Origin of the sequence: uncultured Desulfobulbus sp. (assembly GCF_963662935.2) — a bacterium.
Taxonomy (GTDB): domain Bacteria; phylum Desulfobacterota; class Desulfobulbia; order Desulfobulbales; family Desulfobulbaceae; genus Desulfobulbus.
Window position 1 is genome coordinate 2,953,447 of the sequence record NZ_CAXXTL010000002.1, and the last position, 21,702, is coordinate 2,975,148.

The 21,702-nt window shown below is 56.1% G+C and carries 12 protein-coding genes and 1 pseudogene; 5 read left to right on the top strand and 8 right to left on the bottom strand.

All coding sequences use genetic code 11. The features are described from left to right. Nucleotides 1-30: 30 nt before the first annotated feature. The 8 genes from ACHZCX_RS17375 to ACHZCX_RS17410 form a co-directional block, all read right to left on the bottom strand. Complete coding sequence (locus tag ACHZCX_RS17375; protein WP_319588463.1) at nucleotides 31-822, bottom strand: caspase family protein; 792 nt, start codon at nucleotides 820-822, stop codon at nucleotides 31-33. Nucleotides 823-1,064: 242 nt separating this feature from the next. Further along, complete coding sequence (locus ACHZCX_RS17380) at nucleotides 1,065-3,527, bottom strand: helix-turn-helix domain-containing protein (RefSeq protein WP_319588464.1); 2,463 nt, start codon at nucleotides 3,525-3,527, stop codon at nucleotides 1,065-1,067. An 87-nt stretch (nucleotides 3,528-3,614) separates the two neighbouring features. Continuing rightward, nucleotides 3,615-4,034, bottom strand: a complete 420-nt coding sequence (gene arfB / locus ACHZCX_RS17385; RefSeq protein WP_319588465.1) for an alternative ribosome rescue aminoacyl-tRNA hydrolase ArfB — start codon at nucleotides 4,032-4,034, stop codon at nucleotides 3,615-3,617. Between the two features lie 67 nt (nucleotides 4,035-4,101). Further along, a complete protein-coding gene (locus tag ACHZCX_RS17390) occupies nucleotides 4,102-4,638 on the bottom strand; it encodes a hypothetical protein (RefSeq protein ID WP_319588466.1) in 537 nt (178 codons plus the stop codon). A 130-nt stretch (nucleotides 4,639-4,768) separates the two neighbouring features. Then, a complete protein-coding gene (locus tag ACHZCX_RS17395) occupies nucleotides 4,769-5,998 on the bottom strand; it encodes an ISL3 family transposase (RefSeq protein ID WP_319585207.1) in 1,230 nt (409 codons plus the stop codon). Nucleotides 5,999-6,070: 72 nt separating this feature from the next. Then, on the bottom strand, nucleotides 6,071-6,631 hold the full coding sequence (locus tag ACHZCX_RS17400; RefSeq protein WP_319588467.1) for a hypothetical protein: 561 nt from the start codon (nucleotides 6,629-6,631) through the stop codon (nucleotides 6,071-6,073). A gap of 461 nt (nucleotides 6,632-7,092) precedes the next feature. Then, nucleotides 7,093-7,692 (bottom strand): nicotinamidase, encoded by a 600-nt coding sequence (locus ACHZCX_RS17405; RefSeq protein WP_319588468.1) that lies wholly within the window; start codon nucleotides 7,690-7,692, stop codon nucleotides 7,093-7,095. Further along, nucleotides 7,692-9,122 carry a nicotinate phosphoribosyltransferase gene (locus ACHZCX_RS17410; RefSeq protein ID WP_319588469.1) on the bottom strand — a complete coding sequence of 477 codons (1,431 nt, stop codon included), beginning with the start codon at nucleotides 9,120-9,122 and terminating at the stop codon, nucleotides 7,692-7,694. Before ACHZCX_RS17410 ends, ACHZCX_RS17405 begins: the two co-directional genes overlap by 1 nt. A 539-nt stretch (nucleotides 9,123-9,661) precedes the next feature. Here ACHZCX_RS17410 and ACHZCX_RS17415 point away from each other — a divergent pair. The 5 genes and pseudogenes from ACHZCX_RS17415 to ACHZCX_RS17435 all read left to right on the top strand — a co-directional run bounded on the left by ACHZCX_RS17415 (nucleotide 9,662) and on the right by ACHZCX_RS17435 (nucleotide 21,661). Further along, nucleotides 9,662-10,093, top strand: a complete 432-nt coding sequence (locus ACHZCX_RS17415; protein ID WP_319588470.1) for a PilZ domain-containing protein — start codon at nucleotides 9,662-9,664, stop codon at nucleotides 10,091-10,093. A 552-nt stretch (nucleotides 10,094-10,645) separates the two neighbouring features. Further along, nucleotides 10,646-12,735 (top strand): annotated as a pseudogene (locus tag ACHZCX_RS17420) (methyl-accepting chemotaxis protein). 236 nt (nucleotides 12,736-12,971) lie between these two features. Continuing rightward, nucleotides 12,972-16,181 (top strand): PAS domain S-box protein, encoded by a 3,210-nt coding sequence (locus ACHZCX_RS17425; protein WP_319588471.1) that lies wholly within the window; start codon nucleotides 12,972-12,974, stop codon nucleotides 16,179-16,181. Nucleotides 16,182-16,348: 167 nt separating this feature from the next. Continuing rightward, nucleotides 16,349-16,999 carry a response regulator transcription factor gene (locus ACHZCX_RS17430; RefSeq protein ID WP_319588472.1) on the top strand — a complete coding sequence of 217 codons (651 nt, stop codon included), beginning with the start codon at nucleotides 16,349-16,351 and terminating at the stop codon, nucleotides 16,997-16,999. A 54-nt stretch (nucleotides 17,000-17,053) separates the two neighbouring features. Then, nucleotides 17,054-21,661 carry a PAS domain S-box protein gene (locus tag ACHZCX_RS17435; RefSeq protein ID WP_319588473.1) on the top strand — a complete coding sequence of 1,536 codons (4,608 nt, stop codon included), beginning with the start codon at nucleotides 17,054-17,056 and terminating at the stop codon, nucleotides 21,659-21,661. Nucleotides 21,662-21,702: the final 41 nt, after the last annotated feature.

The window sequence follows — 21,702 nt, forward strand, 5'->3', positions numbered from 1 at the left end:
CGTAGGGCTTCACCGGCCTCCCATGGCACGTTATTCGAAGATCTTGAAGCGACGTGCCGTTCTCGTGCCGAAGATCTGGGGCGATTGCGGCAGCCGGGTCGAGGGGAGGTAGGCGCGGATCTTGGTGAACCAGGTTTCGTAGGTCGCCGGTTTGGCATCGTGCAGGGCCTTGAGGGCGTAATAGGTGAAGGCGCCGTTGGGCCGGCCCTTGAAACTGGTGTCGTAGCTGTATTCGGTATCCAGGCAGCCGGCCAGCAAGAGGTCGCCGCCGGAGCGGGTGAGTCCACCGCGCAGCGGCGTCGCGCTCACTCGGGCTGCGGGTAGCTGATCCTTTGGCATCCAGGCTTCAGGCGGCATGAAACGGACGCGGGGAACGCCGGGATCGAGGTCTTCCTCAGAGCCGCGGGTCACGGAGCCCGAATGGCAACTATCGGAAATAAGGACAATGCGCACACCGGCAGCGCGGCGGGTGAACAGGGCATGGATGTCGTCGTCGAGCAGGGCGCCTTTGCTTGCCAGATCGTAGGGGCAGAGGGCCTCGTCGCGGGCGTCGGGCTCGTCGCCGTTGGTGTCCGGCACCCAGGTGCCGTGGCCGGAGTAGGTGAAGATCAGACTGTCCCCTTTGGCCGCCCCATCGATCAAACCGCCAATAGCTGCAATCATGGCTGCCCTGGTCGCCAATGCATCAAGCAGCTTGTGGACGGTGAAGCCTCGGGTCGTCAGTTCCGCGGCCCAGTCGTTGGCGTCGTTGACGCAACCGGAGAGATCGTTTTGGGTGCCGGGGTAATCGTTGATGCCGATGCAGAGTGCTTTTTTGTTCATGGGAACCTCCTGGGTAGTGGGGTTGGGGGAAAGACTCCTTGCGTGGTGGGGAGAGAGGTGTGGGGCGCTGCGGGCAACGCCCGTATTTGTCCTAATTTTTACGTGAGAGTGTTGCGTAAGTCAAGGCTTTTTCAGTGTTTTCCTGAAGCCCTTGTGGTGCAAGGAATATTGTCGCCGAGGTGTAATTCGACCATGGAAATGGCCAAGTTTGGCGGGGGAGAAGGCAGAGGGAAAAGCAGAGGTTATTGGTTGTTTCGGTGTTCCAGGTGGGCAAGCATCAGGTTGATTTCGCCGTAGGAAAAGTCGTCGCCAAGGGCGATTTTCAGATCCTTGATGGAGCGCGCCTGGATGTTGGTGATGCGTTCCTCAAGCTCTCGCAACCGGTCTGCCGGCATGAGGCCGTCGATGGCCAGTTCGCCGGTCTTGACGAAAAAGGCGAGATGTCCCTCGACGGTCTGGGGGGTCAGGCCGCGCTGCTGGGCGATCTCCATGATAGAGAGGCCGCTTGCCAGCATCTCCCGGCTGAGGGTTTTGGTGTCCTCTTTTTTTCCTGCTTTCTTGGGCTCGCCGGTCGGGCCGATGGCGGTGGGGTTGGGGAGGATAACCGCTTCGATCCCGTTTTCTATACGATACCCGGCCACCATGGCAACGATTTCCGGGCCGTATTTCTCGGCCAGCCGTTTGCCGATGCCCTTGATGGCCTTGAGTGCCGGGAGGCTGTCAGGCAGAAAGACGGCGATCTGGATCAGGGTCTTCTGGTGCAGCACCTGGAAGGGGGCAATGCCCGCGTCCTTGGCCTTGTCATTTCGCCACTGCCGCAATTCGCGGAACAGCTCCGGATGGCCGACGTCCGCCTCGGTATAGATCGAACTGGACTTGGTTGTGGTCTGCTGCGCCTCCATGGCTGCGGTCGACAGGGCGCGGAGATAGCGCGAGGGCGAAAACCCATCCCGGCAAACAAGGACCGCCGCCAGCTTGCTGGCGCATTCCTGCCGTGCCAGCTTGATTGCATCCACGATTCGCTTGCGTACCTCTTTGTTGTCCGATTCGACTTCCAAGCCCTCGACGCAGGGTTTGAGGATGGTCTCGAATTTTTCCTGAAAATAGCTGCCGGCTTTGACGAGACGTTCGAGCACCACCGGGTCGGCAGAGGGTTCCCGGTCTGCACCAAACAGGGATTGGAGCTGCCGCCGGAAATTGTCGCCAACGGTGCAGATGGCCTCCAGGGTTTGCTGCTGGACATCGAACAGATCGGTTGCGGCGGTCATCTGCACTATGCTCGCATTGCCCCGGATCAGCCCGACCAGGCGGTTCAGCAGCCGGGCCAGGGTCTGGAAATCGAAACATTCGAGCAGCAACTGCTGCTGGTAGCGGATCTTGGCGGTTGCCAGGGTCGTCTCGGTAGGCCCTTGCTCTTCGATGGCAGCAATAAAATCGAGCACCACCGGATCGGTTTTGACGGCGCGGGGCGAGATCGGCGAACGGAGCACCAAGCCCTCGAAGGTGCGGCAACGGCTCAGGGCCACATAGACCTGCCCATGGGCAAAGGCGGCCTGGGCGTCGATCACTGCTTTGTCAAAGGTCAGTCCCTGGCTTTTGTGGATGGTGATGGCCCAGGCCGGTTTGAGCGGATGCTGGTTGAAGCTGCCGATCACCTTCTGCGAGATCTCGGCGGTCTCCGGATCAACCTTGTATTCGATGTTTTCCCAGGTGACCGGCCCGACCTCGATGAGCTCGGTTTCCCCCGGACAATCGACCTTGATTTTCTCGCGGCTCATGCCGCTGATCGTGCCGATCTTGCCGTTGAAATAGCGCTTTTCCGGGGAGGAGTCGTTGCGGACAAACATCACCTGCGCCCCCACCTTCAGCTCCAGGCTGGCGGCGGTGGGGTAGGCGTATTCGGGAAAGGCGCCCTCGACCCCGGCCTCGAACCGGCGGCTGGTGCCGGGCAGGGCGTCGAGTTTGGTGCGGTTGATGGCGTCGGCGCTGCCGTTGTGGGTGCAGAGGGTGATGTAGCCGTCCTCTTCGCGCGGCGAGAAATCGGGCTGAAAGCGGGAATTGAGCAGTTCCAGGCTGGCCGCGTCGAGGCGATTGTCGCGCACCTGGTTGAGCAGGTCAATGAAGCGCTGGTCCGACTGGCGATAGATGTGCTTGAGTTCAATCGGAATCAGCTCGAGCTTGCGTAAAGCCGTGCTGCTGAAAAAATAGGGTGACTCGTAATACTGGTTCAGCAAATGCCATTCCGCCTCCTTGACCACCGGCGCCAACTGCTGCAGGTCGCCGATCATCAGCACCTGCACCCCGCCAAAGGGCAGCTCGGAGCGGCGGTAGCGGCGCAGGACGGAGTCGACCCCGTCAAGCAAATCAGCCCGGACCATGCTGATCTCGTCGATCACCAGCAGGTCGAGGCTTTTCATCAGGTTGCGTTTCTCCCGGCTGACCCGGTGCTGGCCGCTGTGCAGTTCGCTGCCGGGAAGGCAGGGGCCAAAGGGCAGCTGGAAAAAAGAATGCAGGGTGACGCCGCCAGCGTTGATGGCCGCCACCCCGGTGGGCGCGGTGACCACCAGCCGTTTGTGGGTTTGTTTTTTGATTGCATGGAGAAAGGTGGTTTTGCCGGTGCCTGCCTTGCCGGTGAGAAAGACGGCGCAGTTGGTGTGCTCGACAAAGGCTTCCGCCAGTTTGAGTTCGGGGTTGGCAACACTCATGGACAATTGATGCGGCAGAAGGGAGAAAGGGATGGGGCGACGAATGCGGGCAAACTACCTCATTTGGCCGCTCACGGCAAGCAACCTTCATTCATCGGGCTTGCGGCGCAGGGCCTTGGTTCGCCCTTGCCGGACCTTGCTCTCCACCCGCCGCTTGCGGGCCGCCTTGGACGGCTGGGTGGGGCGACGCTTTTTTTGCACCACTCCTGCCGCCCGGATGATCTCGGCCAACCGCTCCAGGGCCGCTTCCCGATTCTTTTCCAGGCTGCGGAACTCCTGAGCCTTGATGACCAGCACCCCGTCTTCGGTCAGACGCTGATCGTGCAGGGCGAGCAATCGGGTTTTGTAGCTTTCGGGCAGGCTGGACGCGCTGATATCAAAGCGCAGATGCACCGCATTGGAAACCTTGTTGACATTCTGGCCGCCCGAACCCTGGGCGCGGATGGAGGTCAGTTCAACCTCGGAAGCATCGATGGCCAGGGTGGAGGTAATAGAGATGGTTGGCATGATTTTTTATCACTCTTTGTTTGTTGCCATTTTAACGTTGGAGGTAACCGTCCAGTTGACCAAAGGGTTAGCCACGTAGGCCAAAGGCAAGCACCAAGGTTGCAGCGATAGAAACAAGAACTTGTGCAAAAACTAACCAAGCCTCGATTTGAGCAAATGTAGAAAGTAGTCGGCCTCCGGCTGCTAGATCGCCCGCCAGGAGTTTGCGATTAGAACGACGCACCATCAATCGTGCCGGCCAAAGCGTGGCATGTTCTAACTCTGTCAAAAACACAACGATGTCGATGTGTTGAGGAATTGGTTGCTCTTTCACTTTTTTGCCAACCTCCGCGCTTGAGGAAACGACTGCAGCAGAGTAGCGCTGAAAAAGATTTAGGAGGACAGCCCCTGAAAACAATATAGCCAGTCTGCTAAGCGTGTCGGGTGCGAGGAATTTGGCAGCTGAATCAATGTTTGCAAGTAGCGCGCCGAGAATTGCTGCATACCCAACTAGCATCCAGCCAGAGAACTTGGACAAGCCTGCGCTCATACACTCGGCCATTGCCATTAATACTTGGCCAATGTATGCGCTATCGGTTGCGGTGATAGATGGTTTATTTTCCATGTGCGGCTAAGGTGGAGTGTGACCGGTGAGCTTCAGCGAGTCCATGTTGACCAGCTTATCTTTATATTTTCTTATTATTCTAATTCATCAATCTGCTTTGTTGTCAAATATACTCTATTTAAAGGGTTCCTCACATGAAACGGTGCATGAGCGGTATGGCCGGTAAGTTGCCCATACAGTGGTAGAGGTTGCAGATAAAGAGGTCAGCTGTTCTGAACCCATAGGCCTTGTGGCTGACGACTTTGGCTTTATTGTTGAGCCCTTCGACAGTGCCGTTGCTGATGGGCATGTGGAACCAGGTCAGGATGTTTTCTTCATGGCGTCGGACCATCCAGGCAAACTCGCGTAAGGGTTCCAGGCGAGAATGCGTTGCCCACCAAAACCACTGCTTCAAGTGCTTCCTGGCCCAGGTTTTTGTCTTATAGGACCATAAATCTCGAAAGCGCTCTTTGAGGAGATAGGCCCTGTTGATCTTCAGATTCATATGCTCAAGGCTGCTGAGTCTGATCCTTTGCTTCGGCGTAAGGTTCCAAGGATTCTTAAGCCAGATATACCGGCTGTCCTTCATGAGCTCCTTGTGTTCCTTTCCTTTTTCTCGGATCTCATCTCGCCGGACTTGATCAACCGCTTCCATCAGGTGGCGAACGATATGAAATTTATCAAAAACAAGAGTTGCCTGCGGAGCACATTCCTTGATCACCTCGACATAGGGCTTCCACATATCGCAACAGATGCCCTGGAGTTTGTTTGTCCGCTCTGGCCCGAGGTAGTTGAAAAAGCTGCGCAAGGTATCTTTGGTTCTTTCAACCCCGCTCCAGATCAAGGTTTTTGAGCGGAGATCGTACACATTGGTGAGGTAGACATGACCTTTTTTCCGCGAAATCTCATCAATACCAATATGCGTAATGCCGCTGAGATCGCGATGCTCCATGCCATATTTCACTACGCTTTTGACTGCTGTGGCAACCGTACCCCAGGCACAACTGAACAGTTTGGCGACAGAGTACCAGGGCAGCATCTCGGCCCACTTGGCCAGGTAGCAACTGTAGGCAAGAGTAAAGCGTTGCTTGCCCGTCACCCAGGGAAGTTTCTCCGTGCGGACGCCTCCACATCGAGAACAAGACACCCGACGAGGTACATATTTGACCCAGACAGGTATATTCCACAGAGGCACGTGGCGAAAGAATCGCACCTCTCGCCGATCCCGGTAGACGGCAGGATGTCCGCATGACCCGCATCGCACCCTGTGGCGGGCATCAGGACGAATTTCAGCGATTATTCCATCGGAGTCTTTGGTGACCGTATGTACTCGAAAACCTTGCAAATCAACCGTCTGTTTGATTATCTGTTCAACAAGCATGAGTTCCTCTGTAGATAGATTATTGGCTGGCCGGCCTTTATCTACCTAAAAGAACTCATGCTTTTAAATTTGTTAAGCTGTTTTACGCACCGTTTCGTGCGGGGAACCATTTAAAGCAGAAGCATTCAGAGCAAAGTATAGGTTGAATAGGTGTCTTACTGGTATTTGATCCATAATTTTGTCTTTATCTATATCAACTTCCATAAAATTTCCATTACTCACCACCTCATCTTTTAAAATGGTGTACATGTCTGGAGTATATAAAAATAAATTTTTTATTTTATCCTCTATAGGCTTATCATTCATCGAAACGGTATGTGTCTCATGTGCAAATTCGTTTCGTAGTTTTCTTAAGTAGTGAAGCATATCTCTCGTATTTTTCCTCAATAGGCCAAGTCTGTATGCCAATTCTGTTTTTGAGTAAAAACTTCCGAGTGGTGCTGTAGGACCAGAAAAAAGAGGGTCATTGTTTTCTGGGTTCGATTTAACTAAAGTTGCTTTTATCAGTTTCTCTAATCCAACATCGAATAATGATACAGCTACTATAATTGCACCTCTATCACTCTCATTTTTAATTAAACCATAATAGCCAGAGAACATTTCTGACATTTCAGGACCTATGAATGGATTCATGTTTATCCTATAAGATAACAGTCTTGTTAGGCAAAATTACGAGATTTGCTTCCAGGTTAGCTGAACTTATATAATGAAGCAAATTCGATAAGTTATCATTTTTAACTGTGGATGTCCAGTTGTTAGGACAAACTCTAACGACAAGCTATCCCTCCGGGAGTGTGAGGGGTTAAGGTGCGGGTAAAAAATGGGAAAAATTCCCCGCTGTGTCATGTAAAGGCCACAACCGAAAAAGCCTGTATCTTGGATGGGGGAGATTGCTGCACAAGACTGAACTTTGTTCGCGGGCATGGCCCGCTCCTACCAGCAGACTCGATACTCTTGGGGTAGGAGCGGGCCATGCCCGCGATGTGCATCCTGAATTGTTGCATCTACTCGGATGTCATTTCGAGCGCAGCGAGAAATATCTAGAATTATGCTGATATTACTCCTCGCGGTGCTCGTCGATGACAGAGATCGACCTATTGCGAAACCATCAAATTTATTTCCGCTACCCTCAGCATCCGGGCCCCGGCCGCCCGCATCTCGGCCAGGGCGCGTTTGCTGTCGCCCGGCTGCAGATCGACCCCGGCGACGGCATCGTTGAGCACGGTCACCGTCAGGCCACGTTTTCGGGCATCGAGGACCGTGGCGCGCACGCAGTAATCGGTGGCCAGTCCACCGATGTAGAGGTGGTCGATGCCGTTTTCGGTGAGCAGATCCGCCAGAGTCCTGTCTTCCTCGGTTATCCCGTCAAAGGCGGAATAGCCGTCGACGGACTCGTCCATCCCCTTGGAAAGGAGAACAACGGATGCGGGCAGCCGCAGGTCCTGATGCATAGCGGCGCCATGGCTGTTCTGGACGCAGTGCACCGGCCAGGGGCCGCCAAAGGGTTGGAAGTGGCTGGTCTGCGGCGGGTGCCAGTCGCGGCTGGCAAAGATCGGCAGACCGATGGCCACAAAGTGTTCCACCGCCCGGTTGAGCGGCTCGACCACCTGATCGCCCTCGGGGACCGCCAAGGCGCCGCCCGGACAAAAATCGTTCTGCACATCCACCAGGAGCAAGGCCGTCGTCTTGTTCATCAATCTTTCCTCCCGCTGGTGACCGCCTGGGCCAGGGTGCAGCGCAGTTCTTTGAGCTGCGGCGAGATCGACACCTTGTAGTGGTGCGGATTGACGAATCGGCGGCAGCCCTGGGGCAGGAGGTCCATCTCCCGGCGGCAGCGCTCGGCCATGCGGTCGATCGGTTCCGGGGCCAGAGTCCGCTGCCCCTGTGCCATCACGGTCAGTCGCAGATCGACCAAGCGGACGTCCGCCGGCAAGGTGGTCTGGCGGAGGGGATTGGTCGGGTCGTAGACGGTCATCCCGCCTGCCAGCGCCTCGCCTGCCAGGCAGACCAGATCCTGGATGTAGGCGCCGCCAGGGGAGACGGCGCGCAGCACCTGCTTGCTGCCCGGCAGGGTCGCCTTGGCCGGGTCGCTGGTGGTTTTCATCTTGGGCTGGCCATCTATCGCCACCAATTTGTAAACTCCGCCCAGGGCAACGCCGCCGGTTCCGGCTGCGGTGGCCAGTTTGGTGCCGACCCCGTAGATGTCCACCCGGCCGCCCTCATCGCGGATCGAGTCGATCACCTGTTCGTCGAGTTCGTTGGATGCGAGGATGCGCACCTCGGGGAAACCGGCGGCATCGAGCATTTGCCGGGCCTCGCGGGAGAGATAGGCCAAATCGCCGGAATCAAGCCGGATGCCGCGCAGCTCATGGCCTTTTTCCCGCAGTTCCCGAGCGACGTTGATGGCATTGGGCACACCGCTTTTGAGGGTGTCGTAGGTGTCGACCAGCAGCACGCTGCTGTCGGGGAAGGCGTCGGCATAGGCGCGGAAGGCGGTCAGTTCGTCGGCAAAGGACTGCACCCAGCTGTGAGCATGGGTGCCGCGCACCGGCAGGCCGTAGGTCATGCCCGCCAGCACGTTACTCGTGCCCTTGACCCCGCCGACACAGGCGGCGCGCGAAGCGGACAACCCGCCGTCGGGCCCTTGGGCGCGGCGCAGGCCGAATTCAATCACCTCGGCCCCGGCGGCAGCATGGCAGATGCGAGCCGCCTTGGTGGCCACCAGGGTCTGGAAATTGATAATATTGAGCAGCACGGTTTCTACCAATTGGACTTCGGCCAGGGCACCGGAGACGGTCAGCAGGGGCTCGTTGGCAAAGACCACCGTGCCCTCGGGCGGCGCTTTGATCGTGCCCCGGAAACGAAAGGTGCGGAGGAAGGCCAGAAAGCGGGGCTTGAACAGCCCCAGGCTGCCCAGGTAGTCGATCTCCTCCGGCGTAAAATGGAGGTTCTCCAGACAGTCCAGGGCGGGTTCCAGTCCAGCAAACACGGCGTACCCGCCGGCAAAGGGATTGGTGCGGAAATAAAGATCAAACACCGCCGGTTTGTCGGCCATCCCCTCTTCGAGGTAGCCGGCCAGCATGGTCAGTTCGTACAGATCGGTGAGCAGGGGTGAGAGGTGCATGGGGCTCCGGAGTGGTGTCGAGGGCTCAAGTCGCCATAGCAGGGCAGGGTTCTATGCTTGACGCTTCCCTGGCCGGGCCATTGCGCATGAATCGGCCAGGTATTTCTAATCATTCTTCCACAAGATCAATATGTTATTGAAGAATGGAACCTATGGTTCTTGATAGTGCAAATACGTGGTCGCCGCAAGCTCTTTTCGCGCAGAGGACAAATGGACCTGTTCAGGCCGATTGCACTGGTTATTGAAGCCATCGATTGCGCCGCTCTTTCAAGCGAATATTTACTCGGGGCCCCGGGCGACAGGTTTTTATGGACAGGGTTGATTTTTTTCGCCTAAAATTGACATCATGTGTTGCGAAATATGACGATGGTGGTCATGTTGAAGATATCTTCCACCTGATCCCCTCTTTTAGGGCAGATGCCGGGAAAGTGAAAATGCATCCACTGGGGATCAGGAAGAAACAGGAGGAGTAAACCGGCAAGGTGACGATCACGCTTTGTTCGGCAACGGGCTGTTATGAGACAGCTGGAGTTCGCCGCATGGAAAAAAAAAGTTGGGATGACATACCCTCGTTGGATGGGCTGACGATCGATTGGGAGTATAAACCCGAGTCTTCCAATAATAAAAGATCGTTTATCCGGATAAAAATGGAGGCTCTTGCCAAACTCTTTGAAGTGAAAGAGATTTTTGTCAAGCTTGCAACAAGCAGCCAAACATGCACCGCCCATCTGCTTGACCTCAGCGAGGGAGGCTTGTCCTTGGGGGTGCCGATTCCACTTGCGGTCCATCTTCCCGTTAAGGTTGGTTTTTTTCTTGGCCAGGTGAAAGTCGTCGCCAAGGCTGAAGTGCGGCATGTCCGCAAGATAGAGGGGCAATACATCACGGGCATCAAGTTCATCGATCTCGACAAGGAGTCCGTTGCCTTTCTCAAAGAACTGTACGCCTCTCAGGTTTTTCGCCACGCCCTGTAAATTTTCTTTTTTGCGCCCTCCTGCCAGGGCAGTGACATCTTGAGCGCTGCTCGCCTGCAGTCTGAATGCCTGCCGTTACCGTCGGGACCGCCTACTGGCATGCACAGTGCAGCCTTCCATACAAGTTGGTTTCCTTGACCCGTTCACAGCCAGAGCCTGTTTTTTTCCTGTTTCCGCTGCTGCCCTGAAGACATTTTCCTGACAACGTCTCCGGGAAATGGTGGTGGAGCTTTTTCCTGTAAAAATAAGGGTTTTCCCTTATAGACAGGCGCACTGATTTTCCCATAAAATGGTTTGTGCATGGAAATTTTTTAGGGAGAATGATTACCCTCCCTCCCCACCATCGGCCAGGTCATCGTAATGAAACCCTCTACCCGGTTTCAGGGTATAGTCTTCCAAACAACGATAGAAGGTAATTTTTGCAGGAGGCTTTTGTGAGTCGTTTTTCGATAGTCCATCCTCGCATCTTGGCATCAGCAACGCATACCCTCCATAATCTCAAAGAGAGAAATGAATATGAGTCTTTTGAATGATTTGTCCGTCGGCAAGAAAATGGTGTTTTCGGGTGTGACCACAACTGCATTGCTGGCTGTGATCCTTGCTGGGTTGGCGTTGTGGCAGAGTGATCAGGCGCAACAAATAGCTGCGGATGAGGTTCAGAAACTTGCCAGTCGGGAGCAGGAAGGCCTACTCGCCGGTGTTGTCGCCACCCTCGCCAGCCAGCAAGAACTCCTGGAAGAGAAGGTTGTCTCTGATTTGAATGTGGCAAGGGATGTCTTGCAACAGATCGGCATGGTCGGGTTTTCCAAGGAATCGGTAGAATGGCGGGCAGTCAATCAATTCAGCAAAGCAAGCTCCACCACGAGTTTACCCAAAATGATGTTCGGTGAGACCTGTTTCAACGGATGAACGAGCAAGGGGACATGCTGCGGGTCAGTACCAATGTCGCCACCCTCGAAAATAAACGGGCCATCGGCACCTATATTCCGGTTACAAACCCCGATGGTAAATCCAGCCCGATTCTCCAGAAGGTGCTTGCCGGTGAACGCTTCGTGGGCCGGGCCTTCGTGGTCAATAAATGGTACGTCACTGCCTACGAACCCATTTATGACCGGGAGAAAAAAGTCGTCGGAATGCTGTATGTCGGCGTGGCCGAAGAGAGCGCCAAGAGTCTGCGCCGGCAAATTATGGATATCAAGGTGGGTGAAACCGGCTATGTCTTTGTGCTCGATCCTAAGGGGCAATACATCATCTTCCAGAAGGGGGAGCGTGACGGTGAGAATGTTTGGGAAACAAAGGATGCTAAAGGGGATTTATTCATTCAGGAAATAGTCAAGCGTGGGCAGGCACTTAAACCCGGCGAGTTTTCCAAATTTCAATATTCTTTGCTGAGTCCTGGTGATCCTCAGCCTCGCCAGAAGACAGTGAATATAGCGTATTTTGGGCCCTGGCAGTGGATCATTGGTGCGGGGACATGGGAAGAAGAGATCAAGCGGGGTGTTACTATCATTCATAACTCCAATAGGGTGAGTCGAAATCTTATGCTGGGTGTGTCTGCGGCCGCCCTGGTTTCAATAGCGATACTCTGGATTCTCCTGGCACGGAGCATAGTCAGCCCCATTCGTCGCGCGGCGGATATGCTCAAGGATATTTCCGAGGGCGAAGGTGACCTGACCAAACGACTGGAAGTAAAAAGCAAGGATGAGGTCGGGCGTCTTGCCTATTATTTCAATAATTTCGTGGGCAAATTGCAGGAGATTATCACCAGCATTGCGGGAAATGTGGAAACCCTGGCCGCCACCTCCACAGATCTGGCGACGGTCTCGCGGTCTTTGACCACCTCTGCCAAGGAAGCGGCGGACACATCCGATTCAGTAGCTGCTGCATCCGAGGAGATGAGCGCAAACTTTCAGTCGGTGGCTGCCGCCATGGAGCAGTCAACCAGCAACGTCAACATGATTGCCTCCTCCACCGAGGAAATGACAGCCACCGTGGGCGAGATTGCCGAGAATGCTGCGAAGGCGAGGGGGATTGCCGATACGGCGGTCAAACAATCCCAATCAGCTTCGACGAAGATGGCTAACCTGGGCCAATCAGCCACCAATATTGGCCGGGTGACCGAGGCCATCACCGAGATTTCCGAGCAGACCAACCTGCTAGCCCTCAATGCCACCATTGAGGCGGCGCGGGCGGGCGAGGCGGGCAAGGGGTTTGCGGTGGTCGCCAACGAAATTAAGGAGTTGGCGAAGCAGACTGCCGCTGCCACGGTGGATATCAAGAATCAGATCAATGAGATGCAGACCACAACCACGACTACGGTTGCGGACATTGAGAAGATTTCTGACGTAATCGTCGAGATCAGTAACGTCATCAACGTCATCGCCACGGCGGTGGAGGAGCAGTCTGCGGCCACGGGAGAAATTTCCGGCAATATTGCCCAGGCCTCCCAGGGGATTGCCGAGGTCAACGAGAATGTGGCTCAGAGCACGGTGGTGGCCGCCGACATCACCCGCGACGTCAGCGGGATCAGCACCCAGGCCCGACAGGTCGGGGAAGGCTCGGCCCAGGTGCAGGCCAGTGCTCAAAACCTCTCTGATCTCTCCGGTCAATTGGAAATCTTGGTGAAGAAGTTCAAAGTTTGAGTCTGGTGGCAGAGCAGGGAGAGCCTGGATGAAGCCTCGGCGTCATCCAGGCTGTGCTGTTTGTATGTTGGGTTATGCTCTGTAAATTACGAAAGAGATGTCATGTTGAATCCATTTGCAAACGAGAACAACCGTTGTTTCGACACCGTGTTCGTCGAAGGGTGTGCCGTGTATCGGACGGTGTGCGCGCTCCATGCCTGGGCCGGCAAGGTCATATGCTCGCGGGAGAGTGCACTATGAAGTCGGGTTGCCGGAGAGCAGGAAGGGCCTTTTCCCTGTTGTGCTTCCTTGTGGTTCATTTATTAGCAGCAACCGGGTACACCGTCGAGCTCACCAGCGAGGAGAAAGCCTATCTTCAGGCCAAAGGGCCGGTGGTTTTTGTCAGCCAGACTCATTATCCGCCTTTTGAGTTCACCGAAACCGATCGGCAACGCGAGGGCATGATGCTCGACGTGGTCCGCTGGCTGGGCGTCGAGACCGGTTTTCAGCCCCTGTTCGAGGATATGAGTTTTCAGAAGGCGCAGGAGGCTGTGCTGGCGGGCAGAGCGGATGTGCTGACCAGTCTGTTTCTGAGCGACAAGCGAAAGGAGCAGTTTGCCTTTACCTGCCCCCTCTTTGATGTGCCGGCATCCATTTTTATCCGGACTGATCGGACGGACATCAAGGATGTGGGTAATCTGCACGGCAAATCTATTGCCATGCAGCGGGGCGACTTTGCCAAGGAGTTTCTCGAGTCGCAGGGCATACAGTTCTCTGTGTCGGCTACCGAGGATTTCGGCGAGGCAACTGACCGGGTGATTGACGGCCAGGCCGACGCCGTCATCGGTGACGAACAGATCGTCCTCTACCACCTCTACAGCAACCGGCTGACCGGTTTGGTCAAGAAAGCAGGCGCCCCTTTGTACATCGGCAAAAATTGCATGGCCTCCAGCCAGGACAAGGCTGTTCTCATCGGCATCTTGAATAAAGGTATTGAAGAGGCACGGAAAACCGGTGTGCTTGATAAAATCGGCAAAAAGTGGTTGGGGACGACCTACGGATATCAGGAATCGGAACTTGAGCGCTATTTTCTGCCGGTTGCTGTTGCGGCTGCGCTTCTCATGGCCGCACTGCTAGCTGTCTGGCTGTGGAATATGCAGTTGCGCAGAAAGGTCCGGGACATAACCACAATTATTCTCCGCCGGGAAGAGTCCCTCCGGGAGAGTGAGCACAACTTCCGTGTCTTTTTCGACACCATGGACGATTTGATGTTCGTCGGCGGTCTTGACGGACGGATTTTCCACGCCAACGCCGCAGTGGTGAAAAAATTGGGCTTCAGCCTGGAGGAGCTGAGGGGAATGTCTTTTCTTGATTTGCATCCACCGGGTAAGCGCCAGGAAGCGGAGACCATCATTGTCGCCATGACCGCCGGGAAAACCGACAGCTGTCCCCTGCCGCTGCAGAGCAAGCAGGGCAAGCTTCTGCCGGTGGCAACCAGGGTCTGGAAGGGACAATGGAACGGCAAGGGTTGTCTTTTTGGCATTTCCAAGGATCTCACCAAGGAGCAGGAGGCGCTGCAGAAGTTCAACCGGCTATTTTTCAGCAATCCGGCGCCGATGGCGCTGTCAAACTTCACGGATAACTGCTTCGTCGAGGTCAATGACGCCTTTGTGCGCACGACCGGTTATGCCCGCGAAGAGGTGCTGGGCAAAAGTAGTGCTGAGTTGAGGCTTTTTTTCGATTCGGGCAAGCAGGACGAGGTGGTGGTGCAATTGGCCGCCCAAGGCCGGGTTGCGGATTGCGAATTGCAGGTCAGGCGCAAGGACGGAACGATTCTTGACGGTGTCTTTTCCGGGGAATTGGTGGAAAGCCATGGCCAGAAGTCTTTTCTCACGGTCATGATCGATCAGACCGATCGCCGGCGGGCGGAACAGGCGGTGCGCGAGAGCGAGGAGCAATACCGCCACTTGTTTGAATCGATGCTTGACGTCTACTGCCGAATCGACCGCGATGGGATCATCACCATGATTTCTCCGTCCGTTGCCAGGGTGACCGGTTTTCAGCCGGAGGAGCTTGTGGGGACGAGTGTCGGCACGTATTACGATAACCCGGAGGACTCCTACCGCATCCTTTCACTGATGGTGAAAAACGGTTTTGTTGAACACTTCGAGCTTGCCGTGCGGACTAAGTGTGGAGCACGCCGTTGGCTCTCCTGCAGTGCCCGAATAGGGAAAAGCAAGGACGGCGGCGGCTTTGCCTGCATCGAGGGCATCGCCAGGGACATTACCGATCTGCGGCAGGCTACTCTTGCCCTCCAGCAGGAATTGGCCTTCCGCAACGCTATCATCGACAATATGGCCGATGGGCTCTGCGTCTTTCATGAATTGACCGCTCCCCCCTTTATCAGTTTTACTGTCTGGAATGACCGCATGGCCGAGATAACCGGCCATACCATGGAGGCTATCAACCGGTCCGGCTGGTATCAGACCTTGTACCCTGATTCCGAGGTGCAGGAAAAGGTTGTGGAGCGGATGCAGGCGATGCGGCAAGGGGAAGAATTGCGCGCCGAGGAGTGGCTGATGACCCGTGCCAACGGTGAAAAACGAACGGTGAGCATATCAACCTCCTTTGTCGCCTCCGAACAGGGCACAGCACACAGGCTGGCCCTCGTGCGGGATATCACCGACCTAAAGCAGGCTGAGAAGGAGCGGCGTCAGATCAACCAGGAGCTGCAACAGGCGCACAAATTGGAAAGCCTGGGGCGGATGGCGGGCGCAACGGCCCATCATTTCAACAATATTCTGGGTGCGGTGTTGGGGTATTTGGAGCTGCTACAGGATGATATTTCCGGAGATTTGCAGGCCAGTAGTTTTCTTGCCCATGCCACGCAGGCAGCACAGCGGGCAGTTAAGCTGAGCCACTTCATGCTCAGGTATGCCGGTCAGGGCGACAACGGTCAAACCGTGCTCGATTTCTCCGCTGAGGTGCGGCGGATTGCGTCCTTAATCGAAGCGTCGTCCTCTTTGGGGATTACCCTGGAGACAACCCTCGTATCCGGCCTGCCGATCGTGAAAATTGACCCGGACGATCTCCACCAGATTCTGGTCAGCCTGACGACAAACGCTGCAGAAGCCCTGGGCGAAGCCGGCGGCGGCGTCAAGATTGCAACAGGTGCGGGGTATTTCGACGAGGACAGTTTGAGGCACACCATGGGCACCTTCATTCCTTCGCCCGGACACTATGTATTTCTGGAAGTGACCGACAACGGATGCGGCATGGGGAGGGAAACTGTGACCAGGATGTTCGATCCCTTTTTCTCAACCAAGTTTGTCGGCCGGGGCCTGGGACTGGCGACGGTCAGCGGTATTATTCGCAGCTGCCAGGGGGGCATGTTCGTCGACTCGGAATCCGGCAAGGGAACCACCGTCCGGATACTGATGCCGGCGGCAGCGGAGCATTCTCAATGAATTCTGGGAGTGGTGATCACGTCGCCCGTCTGCAGAAAAAGTATTGGTAGGAATTCTCCGGGTCTGGTTATGTTGAGGACCCAACTGTGGTGATGCTCTGCCGTTTCCGGCCGGCGGGCGACTCCGGCCAGGTGCGGAACCCTGGAAAAGCCGAGATATGTGGGCCTATGACAGGATCAAGAGGGAAAAATTCCATCCTGATTATCGAAGACGATTCCCAGTTGGGTCGCAACATGGCCTTGATTCTTAAGATGGAAGGATTTGAGGTCCGTGTTGCCGCCGACGGGGTTGCCGGTCTGACCCTGATCCGTAAAAAGCGGCCGGATTTGATTCTCTGCGACATTCTCATGCCGGGGATGGACGGTTATGCCTTTCACGAGGCGGTTCATTCTCTTCCCCATCTCAACAAGATCCCCTTTCTTTTTGTCTCCGCGCTTAATGAGCCCGGCCAGGTCCGCAAGGGTATGCTTGCCGGCGCCGATGATTATCTTACCAAACCCTTCACGGCTCAAGACCTCCTCGCCGCCGTCAACACCCGCCTGCAGCGGTTTGCAACCCTCCGTCCCACCCCAAAGGGACGGGGCGCTACGGCGGAACAGGCAGCCCGCCTGCGCCAGATTACTCCACGGGAGCGGGAGATTCTGCTCCTGGTCGCCCGGGGTGGAACCTCCAGGGAGATTGCCGAAGGGCTGTTCATCAGCGCCAAAACAGTGGAGGTTCACCGGGCCCGGCTGATGAGCAAGCTGGGAGCCGCCAATGCCGCCTCGCTTGCCTTCTGGGCGGCTCTTGCCGAACAGGCTGATCAGTCGAAGGGATAGTGATCCCCGCCTCGTCACCATCCGCTGTCTCCCCCCACCCAAGGAAAAGGCGCCATGCCCTCTCGTAATCGCGGACAACAGGACGCACTCCGCCGGATGGTTTCGCATCCCGTCATGCAACAACTCGATCGGCTGGCTGCTTGGCCTGTTGCCGCCGCAGCCCTCACGATATTTTTCCTTTTGCTGACGAAAGGGCGCATCTCCCATGAGAGCCCTTTTCTCCTGATGGGCCTCCATTTCGTCTTTGCCACCCTGGTTTCACTGTTTATCGCCATGAAAATTGGCCGGAACTTCCTAGCCGAATGCCGACCAGGGTTGCTTCTGCTGGGATGCGGTTCGCTTATTTGGGGGCTCTCTGGTTTTGTCGGCGTTATCGCCGGCATGTGGCCCTTCGGCTTCGGTCAGTTCAACGCCAACACCCTTGTCACCATCCATAATACCTGCGCCTGGGTATCCGCCTTTTGCCACCTAACGGGCGTCGCAATATCATTCAAACCGCATGAAATCCTGCACACGCCACGCACCTGGTTAATGGCGGCCTACCTCGGTATCCTGGCTTTGGCCGCCTTTATTACCTTGGCCGCTGTTTTGAACTGGATGCCTCCATTTTTTCAGCCCGGCCAAGGTGGAACGCTGACCCGACAGTTGATGCTCGGATCAGCCATAACCATGTTCGTGCTCGCCGCGCTCTTCTTGCGCCTGATGCATCGTCAGGCTCCGTTGCCCTTCGTCCATTGGTACAGTCTGGCTATTTTTTTGTTCGCAGCAGGCCTCACCGGCATCTTGTTTCAGAAAGTCAATGGCAGCGCCTTGGGTTGGGCTGGGCGAATAACACAGTATCTCGGCGGTGTGTATCTGCTCGTTGCCGCTCTCCGTTCCCCGCACGGCTTCCAGCTGGCAGGGTTTTCCCTGCAGCAGGCTGCCGGTGATGCACGGTCACAGTTGGGGGTTGCCGTGGGCATTGCCGTGGCAAGTACTGCCAGCGCCGCAGCCGTACGTATGTTGTTTCTGCATGATCTTGGGACGTCTCTTTCCTATGTGACTTTCTTTCCGGCGGTTATGCTCGCCGCTTTCATGGGTGGCTTTGGGCCGGGCTTATTGACCACCTTGCTTTCCACTTTGCTTGTGTTTCTTTTCTGGAGCGATCCCGTCGGCCGACTTGTCGTTCGCAATTCGACGGATTTGATGGAGGCGTTTTTTTTTATTGGTGGCGGTCTACTCGTCGCCCTGGTCGCCAGGGGGATGCATCGAGCTCAGTCACGCGTCATTCTGGCCGAGGCAGAGGTGGGACAAGCATCCGAACGCCTCCGGGCGGCTGAAGCGCTGCGGGCAAGCGAGGAAAGGCTCGCCAATGTCATCGAAGCCACCGAGGCGGGCGTTTGGGATTGGGACATCCAATCCGGAGAGGTGGTGTTCAACGAACGCTGGGCTGAGATTGCCGGGTACACCCTGGCCGAGTTGGCCCCGGTGTCCATTCAAACCTGGCTCGACCTAGCGCATCCGGATGATCGCAGAAAATCCGACGAACAGTTGGATGCGGTGTTTGCCCGCGTCCTTCCCCGGTATGACATCGAATGCCGGATGAAGCACCGCAACGGCGGCTGGGTCTGGGTTCATGACCGGGGTAAGGTGATTGACTGGACAGAAGACGGCAAGCCCCGGCGCATGACCGGTTCTCACACCGACATCACCGCCAGAAAGCAGGCTGAGGAGCAACTGGCCGAGCTCGCCCGTGAGTTGCATATTCTCCTTGAAACGGTCCCGGTCGGCATCACTAAGGTCGTCGACCGGAAACAGGTCTGGATCAATCGAAAAATGGAAGAACTGTTGGGCTACTCCAAAGAGGAGATGCTCTTTCAATCCACCAGAAAATTCTACCCGTCCGAGGATGCCTATGAAGCATTAGGGCAGGCGGCCTATCCCCTTCTTGCCCGAAATGAGATCTATGAAACCGAGCAGCGGTTGCTGCGCAAGGACGGCACGCCGGTTCTGCTTAAATTAGTCAGCAAGGCCTTTGATCACGCTGATCTCTCCAAGGGATCCATCTGGACAATGGAGGATATCTCCGAGCGCAAGCAGGTGGAAGAAGCCGTACAGGATCGGGCGGAACTCTTTCATGCCCTGTTTGAGCGTAATCAAGCGGTGAAGCTGCTCGTCGATCCGAGCGATGGTGCCGTTATCGACGCCAACTCATCCGCCGCCGCCTACTACGGCTACCCGTTGGAGCGGTTAAAGGCTCTTAATATCAGCGACATCAATATATTATCGCCTGAGGAAGTCCGGATAGAGATGCTCAGCGCCGCGAATCGGCAGGGTTCTCCTTTTCAGTTTCGTCATCGTCTGGCCTCCGGTGAGATCCGCGACGTGGAAGTGTATTCCAGTCCGATCGAGATCGGCGGGCGGAGCCTGCTTCATTCGATCGTCCACGACGTCACTGACCGCAGGCGGGTGGAGGCGTCGCTGCGGGAAAACCGGGCTTTGTTGCGTTCCATTACCGAGGGAACGTCGGACGCTGTCTACGTGAAGGACTGGGCCGGCCGTTACCAGATGGCGAACACGGCGATGGCCAGGTCCGTGGGCAAGTCTGTTCAAGAGATTATGGGAAAGGATGACCGCGCCCTTTACTCACCGGACGACGCTCGCCGGATTCTGGAAAGTGATCGTCGTATTCTTGAAGCGGGTGAGGTGCGGACGTATGAGGAATATCTGACCACAGGCGGCGTGACGTGTACCTTTCTGTCCACCAAGGGGCCGGTCCGGAACTCGCAGGGTGTTATTGTCGGCTTTTTCGGCATTGACCGCGATATCACCCAACGCAAGATTCTGGAGGAGGTGCTTCGGGAGCGGGAAAATAATTTGCGCAATCTGGTTGAAACAACCAGTGACATGATTGTGGTGGCGAGTATAGAAGGCCGGGTTCTTTTCACCAACGGTCATTTTGAGCGTCGACTAGGATACAGCCGGGACGATCATGCCGCCATGCACCTGCTGGATTTGCATCCGCCTGACCTGCGTCGTGAAGCCGAGGGAATTTTTGCCGCCATGCTGCGCGGTGAACGGGATACCTGCCCCTTACCGGTAATGACGAGGCAAGGGGTGGTCTTGCCGGTGGAAACACGCGCTTGGGCCGGGAAATGGGGCGGCCAGGAGTGCATTGTCGGCTTTATCAAGGATTTGAGCGCCGAGCAGGAGGCTCAGCAGCGCTTCGAACGACTGTTTCGGCGCAATCCCGCCCCCATGGCTCTTTCCACCATTTCGGATTGCGCACTTATCGACGTCAACGATGCATTTCTGGCCAAGCTCGGCTATGCCAAAGTTGAAGTGATTGGTAAAACAGCTCGCAAACTGGGTCTCTTTAGGCCTCAGGTAGAAAAGGCCGAAGCCCTGCTACCGGCCATTTATTCCCAGAGATGTTTTTCCGGGATCGAGTTACAGGTTGCCGCCAAGGATGGGCGGATCCTTGACGGGCTGTTTTCGGGGGAAGTCATCAATAGCCAGGGCCAGGACTCTCTGCTGACGGTGATGATTGACATCACCGAGCGCAAACAGATGGAGGACACCCTGCGTCTACGTGATGCAACGCTCACCGCCATCATTGAAAATCAGCCGGGCCTGTTATGGCTCAAAGACAGCGATGGCCGCTTTCTTGCTGTCAATACTCCGTTTGCCCGTGCCTGCAGTCTCGATCATTGTGAAGATGTTGTCGGTAAAACCGATCTCGAGGTCTGGCCGGCCGAACTGGCCAGCAAATACATTGCCGACGATAAGGCGGTCATGCAATCGGGCACCTCCCTGGTGGTTGAAGAACCCGTTTGGGAGAGAGGGGTGATGAAATGGTATGAGACCTTCAAGACGCCGATTTTGAATAACCAGGGCAGCGTCATCGGCACGACCGGCTACTCCCGCGACATCACTGAGCGCAAGCGGGCCGAAGAGGAGGTGCGGCGCGCCAAAGACGAGGCCGTGGCCGCCGACGAAGCCAAAAGCAAACTCCTTTCTACGGTGGCGCACGAATTTCGCACTCCGCTCAGTCTGCTGCAGAGCAGTCTTGATATACTTGACCGATATGGTGAACGTCTCAGCAAGGAGCAACGAAAAGAGCAGGACAAATACATCCGCAGTGCCTCGCGGCAACTTAGCATCCTGGCGGATACAGTGCTGACCTACAGGACCATGGCCACGGACACGCTGCGTGGTGCGCCCGAACCCTGCGACATCCTGGAATTGTCTCTGGCCATCGCCAATGAGACGCGCGCAGCCTGGTCGGCAGGGCACGGTTTCAAAGTGAATGTTGACCTCGAATGCGACGTGCTCCTTCTTGATGGGCTTCTTTTCCGGCGCATCTTGGAAAACCTGCTGGCCAACGCCTTTCAATATACGCCCCCGGTGGGTTCGGTTTCCCTGGATGTTTTTCGGGATAACGGCTGGCTGCGGCTGACCATTGCCGACCAGGGAATCGGCATGGAGGAAAAGGATCGGGAACAGGCCTTCGAGTCGTTCCACCGCGGCCGCAATGTCGGCCAGCGGCGGGGCATGGGGCTGGGATTGAGCATTGTCCGCGAAGCCCTGCTGCAGATGGGCGGTACGGTCACCTTGACCAGTGCGGTCGGCGATGGCACTGCCGTGGAAGTTGCCATTCCCTGGCGGGAAGTGCGCACTTGATGGAACGGCAGAGTCTGATGAAGGCAGTTGGCAACGTCGTC

Coding starts and splice junctions, on each gene's coding strand:
- ACHZCX_RS17400 (WP_319588467.1), bottom strand. CDS start 6,631: ATGAATCCATTCATAGGTCCTGAAATGTCAGAAATGTTCTCTGGCTAT.
- ACHZCX_RS17375 (WP_319588463.1), bottom strand. CDS start 822: ATGAACAAAAAAGCACTCTGCATCGGCATCAACGATTACCCCGGCACC.
- ACHZCX_RS17390 (WP_319588466.1), bottom strand. CDS start 4,638: ATGGAAAATAAACCATCTATCACCGCAACCGATAGCGCATACATTGGC.
- ACHZCX_RS17395 (WP_319585207.1), bottom strand. CDS start 5,998: ATGCTTGTTGAACAGATAATCAAACAGACGGTTGATTTGCAAGGTTTT.
- ACHZCX_RS17380 (WP_319588464.1), bottom strand. CDS start 3,527: ATGAGTGTTGCCAACCCCGAACTCAAACTGGCGGAAGCCTTTGTCGAG.
- ACHZCX_RS17405 (WP_319588468.1), bottom strand. CDS start 7,692: ATGAACAAGACGACGGCCTTGCTCCTGGTGGATGTGCAGAACGATTTT.
- arfB (WP_319588465.1), bottom strand. CDS start 4,034: ATGCCAACCATCTCTATTACCTCCACCCTGGCCATCGATGCTTCCGAG.
- ACHZCX_RS17410 (WP_319588469.1), bottom strand. CDS start 9,122: ATGCACCTCTCACCCCTGCTCACCGATCTGTACGAACTGACCATGCTG.
- ACHZCX_RS17415 (WP_319588470.1), top strand. CDS start 9,662: ATGGAAAAAAAAAGTTGGGATGACATACCCTCGTTGGATGGGCTGACG.
- ACHZCX_RS17435 (WP_319588473.1), top strand. CDS start 17,054: ATGCCCTCTCGTAATCGCGGACAACAGGACGCACTCCGCCGGATGGTT.
- ACHZCX_RS17430 (WP_319588472.1), top strand. CDS start 16,349: ATGACAGGATCAAGAGGGAAAAATTCCATCCTGATTATCGAAGACGAT.
- ACHZCX_RS17425 (WP_319588471.1), top strand. CDS start 12,972: ATGAAGTCGGGTTGCCGGAGAGCAGGAAGGGCCTTTTCCCTGTTGTGC.